The sequence below is a fragment of the Citrobacter sp. wls716 genome (assembly GCF_005280975.1).
Classification (GTDB): domain Bacteria; phylum Pseudomonadota; class Gammaproteobacteria; order Enterobacterales; family Enterobacteriaceae; genus Citrobacter; species Citrobacter youngae.
This window is the reverse complement of sequence record NZ_SZWX01000004.1, coordinates 1-716: the sequence shown is the minus strand read 5'-3', so window position 1 is coordinate 716 and position 716 is coordinate 1. Positions and strand designations below refer to the sequence as shown.

Below are 716 nucleotides of genomic sequence, written 5' to 3'. Positions count from 1 at the left end.
CGCCAAAACATCTTCGGCGTTGTAAGGTTAAGCCTCACGGTTCATTAGTATCGGTTAGCTCAACGTATCGCTACGCTTACACACCCGACCTATCAACGTCATCGTCTTTAACGTTCCTTCAGGAGACTTATAGTCTCAGGGAGAACTCATCTCGGGGCAAGTTTCGTGCTTAGATGCTTTCAGCACTTATCTCTTCCGCATTTAGCTACCGGGCAATGCCATTGGCATGACAACCCGAACACCAGTGATGCGTCCACTCCGGTCCTCTCGTACTAGGAGCAGCCCCCCTCAATTCTCCAGCGCCCACGGCAGATAGGGACCGAACTGTCTCACGACGTTCTAAACCCAGCTCGCGTACCACTTTAAATGGCGAACAGCCATACCCTTGGGACCTACTTCAGCCCCAGGATGTGATGAGCCGACATCGAGGTGCCAAACACCGCCGTCGATATGAACTCTTGGGCGGTATCAGCCTGTTATCCCCGGAGTACCTTTTATCCGTTGAGCGATGGCCCTTCCATTCAGAACCACCGGATCACTAAGACCTGCTTTCGCACCTGCTCGAGCCGTCACTCTCGCAGTCAAGCTAGCTTATGCCTTTGCACTAACCTCCTGATGTCCGACCAGGATTAGCTAACCTTCGTGCTCCTCCGTTACTCTTTAGGAGGAGACCGCCCCAGTCAAACTACCCACCAGACACTGTCCGCAACCCGGAT

Annotated in this window: 1 rRNA gene; it reads right to left on the bottom strand. The window is 53.4% G+C overall.

The features are described from left to right. Window positions 1–23: 23 nt before the first annotated feature. Window positions 24–716, bottom strand: a 23S ribosomal RNA gene (locus FDX24_RS00040); the annotation flags it as partial.